Raw genomic sequence first — 5494 nt, 5'->3', positions numbered from 1 at the left:
AGTACATCGAGATGGAGTACAACAGCGACCGGCTCCACTCGTCCCTGGGGTACATCACCCCTCAGCAACATTTTTTAGCGGTTGCTGCTTAATCCGTGTCCGCTGCGACTTGACCAGAACAGTATTCGCTCATGGCTCTGATTTTTTACGACCGCGAGCGTTTGACGCCTTGAAGATCGAGGTTGAAAGACCTTTCCGGGCTTTCTCTCGGCTGGGCGATTCCGTCCCCGTCCCCGGCCGCTTTGCAGTATCATTGCCCCTTTTACGCACCGTAAGTTCGGGGTCATCAATGCTGTGTCTGCCGGGTAGTCCTTCCCTCTCCACCTTCCGCCGCCAACGCCTGCTGGAGGCCCTGCGCCAAGCGGTGCCGACCATCACCGGCGTCAGTGCCCGTTTCGAGCACTTCGTGCAGACGGAACGGGAACCGGGTACCCAGGAACGCCGGGTGCTGGAACAGTTGCTGACCTACGGTGGCGGCACCGCCGACGAAGGTCGGGGCCGGCTGATCCTGGCGGTCCCCCGCATCGGCACCATCTCCCCCTGGTCCAGCAAGGCCACCGACATTGCCCGCAACTGCGGCCTGGACGGCGTGGTCAGGCGCATTGAGCGGGGCATCACCTGGTGGATCGACAGCGACACCCCCCTGGATGCCGATGCCCTGGCGCGCATCCTGCCCCTGATCCATGACCGCATGACCGAAACCGTCCTGCATGAACGAGACGAGGCGGTGGCCCTGTTCTCCAATGCGGAGCCGGCACCGCTGCGGACGATCTCCCTGGGGGACGACCCCCATGGTGTCCTGGCCCGGGTGAACGGGGAACTGGGCCTGGCCCTGACCCAGGACGAGATCGAGTACCTGGCCGACGCCTACGAGGCCCTGGGCCGGGATCCCTCCGACGTGGAGCTGATGATGTTCGCCCAGGCCAATTCGGAACACTGCCGCCACAAGATCTTCAATGCGGACTGGGTGATCGACGGCAGGCCTCAGGAAAAGACCCTGTTTGCCATGATCCGCAATACCCATGCCCATGCCCCGGAAGGCATCCTTTCCGCCTACCGGGACAACGCCTCGGTGATCCAGGGCCACAAGGCCCGCCGCCTGACCCCGGACCCGGTGACCGGCGAATATCGGGATCAACCGCTGGATCTGCCCATCATCATGAAAGTGGAGACCCACAACCACCCCACCGCCATCTCCCCGTTCCCGGGTGCGGCCACCGGTTCCGGCGGCGAGATCCGTGACGAGGGCGCCACCGGCCGGGGTTCCAAGCCCAAGGCGGGGCTGACCGGATTCTCGGTCTCCAACCTGCGCATCCCCGGTTTCGAGCAGCCCTGGGAACAGGACTTCGGCAAGCCCGAGCGCATCGAATCCGCTCGCCAGATCATGCTGGACGGCCCCATCGGCGCCGCCGCCTTCAACAACGAATTCGGCCGTCCCGCCCTGGCGGGCTACTTCCGCACCTACGAGGCCCTGGTGCCCGGTGCCGGGGAGCCGGAACTCAAGGGCTATCACAAGCCCATCATGATCGCCGGCGGTGTGGGCAGCATCCGCGCCGAGCACGTGGAGAAGCTGGCCCTGCCGGAAGGCACCCCCGTGGTGGTGCTGGGCGGGCCGGCCATGCTCATCGGTCTGGGCGGCGGCGCTGCTTCCTCCATGGCCAGCGGCGAGAGCGCCCTGGAACTGGATTTCGCCTCCGTGCAGCGGGGCAATCCGGAGATCGAGCGCCGCTGCCAGGAGGTCATCGACCGCTGTACCGCCCTGGGCGCGGACAACCCCATCCTCTCCATCCATGACGTGGGGGCCGGCGGCCTGTCCAATGCCATCCCCGAGATCCTCAATGACGCCGGCCGCGGCGGCAGCATCGAGCTGCGCACCGTGCCCTCCGACGAGCCGGGCCTGTCCCCCATGGAGATCTGGTGCAACGAGGCCCAGGAACGTTACGTCCTGGCCATCGACACCCGCCGCCTGGAGGCCTTCACCGCCCTGTGCGAACGGGAGCGGGCGCCCTTTGCCGTGGTGGGCACGGCCACCGCCGAACAGCGTCTGCTGGTGGGCGATGCCCTGTTCGCCAATCACCCCGTGGACCTGCCCATGGAAGTGCTGCTGGGCAAGCCCCCGAAGATGCTTCGGGACGTGCATCATCGCAGTTTCCAGAAACCGGAGGTGGATACCTCGGTCATGGATCTGGGGGAGGCCGTGCGCCGGGTACTGCGTCTGCCCGCCGTGGCTTCCAAGTCCTTCCTCATCACCATCGGCGACCGCACCGTGACCGGGCTCGTGACCCGGGATCAGATGGTCGGCCCCTGGCAGGTGCCGGTGGCGGACGTGGCGGTCACCGCCAGCGATTACTGGTCTTGCACCGGCGAAGCCATGGCCATGGGGGAACGGACCCCCATCGCCCTGGTGCACCCCGCCGCTTCCGGCCGCATGGCCATCGGCGAGGCCATCACCAACATGGCCGCGGCGGCGGTGGACGACCTGTCCCTGATCCGCCTCTCCGCCAACTGGATGGCCGCGGCGGGTCATCCGGGGGAGGACGCGGCCCTGTTCGACACCGTCAGGGCCGTGGGAGAGGAACTGTGCCCCCGCCTGGGCATTGCCATTCCGGTGGGCAAGGACTCCCTGTCCATGCGCACGGTCTGGCAACAGGACGGCGAGGAGCGGGTGATGACCGCGCCCCTGTCCCTGATCATCTCCGCCTTTGCCCCGGTGAGCGACGTGCGCAACACCCTCACGCCGGTGCTGGTCACTGACCAGGGCGATACCGACCTGATCCTCATCGACCTGGGCAAGGGCCAGCGCCGTCTGGCCGGTTCCGCCCTGGCCCAGGTGTTCGGTCAGGTGGGGCATCATGCCCCGGATCTGGATGATCCGGACATGCTCAAGCGCTTCTTCACCACGATTCAGGAACTCAATCGGGAGGGCTACCTGCTGGCCTATCACGACCGCTCCGACGGCGGGCTGCTGGCTACCCTGTGCGAGATGGCCTTTGCCGGCCGCACCGGCGTCACCGTCCATCTGGATGACCTGGGCGAGGACGACCACGCCGCCCTGTTCTGCGAGGAGCTGGGTGCGGTGGTGCAGGTGCATCATGACGCCGTGGAAGACGTGCTGGCGGTACTCCAGGGCGCCGGTCTGGGCCATCACAGCCATGTCATCGGCACCCTCAACGATGACCAGGCCATCGTCCTGCGCCGGGGTCACGACACCCTGTTCCAGGCCCCCCGCGGCGAGCTGTACCAGTGCTGGGCCGAAACCAGCTACCGCATGCAGGCCCTGCGGGATGATCCAGACTGCGCCCGGGAGGCCTTCGAGGCGCTGGCCGACGACGGCGACCCCGGCCTGTCCCCGGTGCTGGGCTTCGACCCGTCTGAGGACCCGGCCCTGCCGTTCATCCAGACCGGTACCCGTCCCCGGGTGGCGATCCTGCGGGAGCAGGGGGTGAACGGTCAGGTGGAGATGGCCGCGGCCTTCCACCTGTCCGGTTTTGCCGCCGTGGACGTGCACATGACCGACCTCATCGAGGGTCGGGTGGATCTGGCGGACTTCCGCGGCCTGGTGGCCTGCGGCGGTTTCTCTTACGGCGACGTGCTGGGCGCCGGTGGCGGCTGGGCCCGTTCCATCCTGTTCAACCCCCGCCTGCGGGAGGCCTTCCAGACCTTCTTCCACCGGCCGGACACCTTCTCCCTGGGGGTGTGCAACGGCTGCCAGATGCTGTCCCAGCTCAAGGACCTGATTCCCGGTGCCGGTCACTGGCCCCGTTTCGAGCGCAACCGCTCGGAGCAGTTCGAGGCCCGGCTGTCCCTGGTGGAAGTGATGCCCAGCCCCTCGGTGCTGCTCAGGGGCATGGAAGGCTCCCGGCTGCCCATCGCCGTGGCCCATGGCGAGGGCAGGGCGGACTTCGGCGGCGACTCGGCCGAAGGGGTGATGGACTCGGGGCTGGTGTCCCTGCGCTACGTGGACAACCGGGGCGAGCCGGCCCGGCTCTATCCGGCCAACCCCAACGGCTCGCCCCTGGGCATCACCGGCCTGACCACGGAGGACGGCCGGGTGACCATCATGATGCCCCACCCGGAGCGGGTGTTCCGCACCGTGCAGTATTCCTGGCATCCCCGTGACTGGGCCGAGGACGGCCCGTGGTTGCGAATGTTCAGAAATGCCCGGGTCTGGGTGGGCTGATGCCGAAGGCCGCCCCCCAGGTCTCCCTCGTCATTCCCGCCTGGAACGAGGCCGAGCTGCTGGGGCGCACCCTGGATAACCTCCGGCAGGCCTGTGATGGCCTGCCGGAGTCGTATGAAATCATCGTCGTCGACAACGATTCCGACGACGACACCCCCGACATCGCCCGGGCGGCGGGTGCCGTCGTGGTGCATGAGCCGGTGCGTCGTATCGCCAGCGCCCGCAATGCGGGGGCCGGGGTGGCGCGGGGGCACTGGCTGATCTTCGTGGATGCCGATACCTGGCCGTCCCGGGCGCTGCTGCGGGCCAGCCTGGACGCCCTGGCCTCGGGGGAGGTCTGCGCCGGGGGTGCCCGGCTGGAGTTCGACCACCTGGAGTACGGGTTCTATCGTCTGGGGAGCCGGTTCTGGAACTGGCTGTCCCTGAGACTGGGGCTGGTGGCCGGGTGCTATGTCTTCTGTACCCGGGAGGCCTTCCAGGCCGTGGGCGGCTTCAGTGAAAAGGTCTATGCGGGGGAGGAGGTGTTCCTGTCCCGCCGCCTCAAGCGCTGGGGGCGGCGCCGCGGGCAGCGGTTTCACGTGCTGCCGGAACCGACGGTGCGGACCTCGGGGCGCAAGGCCCAGTGGTTTTCTCCCTGGCAGCACTTTCTGGTGACCGCAACGGTGCTGCTGGTGCCCTTTGCCCTGCGCTCCCGCCGCCTCACCTGGTTCTGGTACCGCAGGCCGACACAAAAGCCCTGAGGGGCTTTGCTACATCAGGCTCACCTTCACCCGATACACCCCGCCGATCACCAGGTGCTCTCCCTCGCCCTGCAGCAGCCCCGGCAGCAGATCCTGGAAGCAGCAGATCTTGGCCGTCGGCACCTTCACCGTCAGGATGTAGTCCCCGAACTCGTCCGCCCGTTCCCGCACCGCGCTGAAGGCATTCACGTTATTCAACAACACCAATGCCTCGCCACCGGGCAGGTGGGCCAGCACCTCGTGGTCCGCCAGCCGGTTCACGCCCCGGTACAGGGTGAGATGGGTGCGCTCGGGTGTCCGCCGCCGCAGCTCGTACTGGGTATAGGAGTACAGCAGGTCCAGTTGTGATTCCAGGGCGTTGGTGTTGTAGACCCCGCCCGCCCGTTCCTGCATGAACCGCCCATAGGCCAGTGACTCCGCATCCGGCAGGGGCTCGCGGTGAAAACGGGTGATCAGTCCGAAACGGGATTCCGCCCAGCCCTTGAGGACCGCCGCCTCCCGGCCGTCCGGGTTGAACCACCAGCCGCGAAGGGTGCGCAGGTAGTCCGCCCGTCCCCGCCCGCCGGCATCCCCC

The 5494-nt window shown here is 67.6% G+C and carries 3 protein-coding genes; 2 read left to right on the top strand and 1 reads right to left on the bottom strand.

The genetic code is table 11. The features are described 5' to 3' along the window. Positions 1-289: 289 nt before the first annotated feature. Positions 290-4180, top strand: coding sequence for a phosphoribosylformylglycinamidine synthase (gene purL, locus CKO35_RS17150; RefSeq protein ID WP_200177332.1), 3891 nt, complete (start codon positions 290-292; stop codon positions 4178-4180). After that, positions 4180-4920, top strand: coding sequence for a glycosyltransferase (locus tag CKO35_RS17145; protein WP_200177331.1), 741 nt, complete (start codon positions 4180-4182; stop codon positions 4918-4920). Before purL ends, CKO35_RS17145 begins: the two co-directional genes overlap by 1 nt. Positions 4921-4929: 9 nt before the next feature. On the opposite strand, the gene CKO35_RS17140 is transcribed toward CKO35_RS17145, so the two are convergent. Then, the coding region (locus CKO35_RS17140; RefSeq protein WP_200177330.1) for an NAD(+)--dinitrogen-reductase ADP-D-ribosyltransferase at positions 4930-5494 on the bottom strand (565 nt) is incomplete at its 5' end.

Origin of the sequence: Ectothiorhodospira shaposhnikovii (genome assembly GCF_016584105.1) — a bacterium.
Classification (GTDB): domain Bacteria; phylum Pseudomonadota; class Gammaproteobacteria; order Ectothiorhodospirales; family Ectothiorhodospiraceae; genus Ectothiorhodospira; species Ectothiorhodospira shaposhnikovii.
The sequence above is the reverse complement of the archived record's forward strand: the minus strand, read 5'-3'. Positions and strand labels throughout refer to the sequence as shown.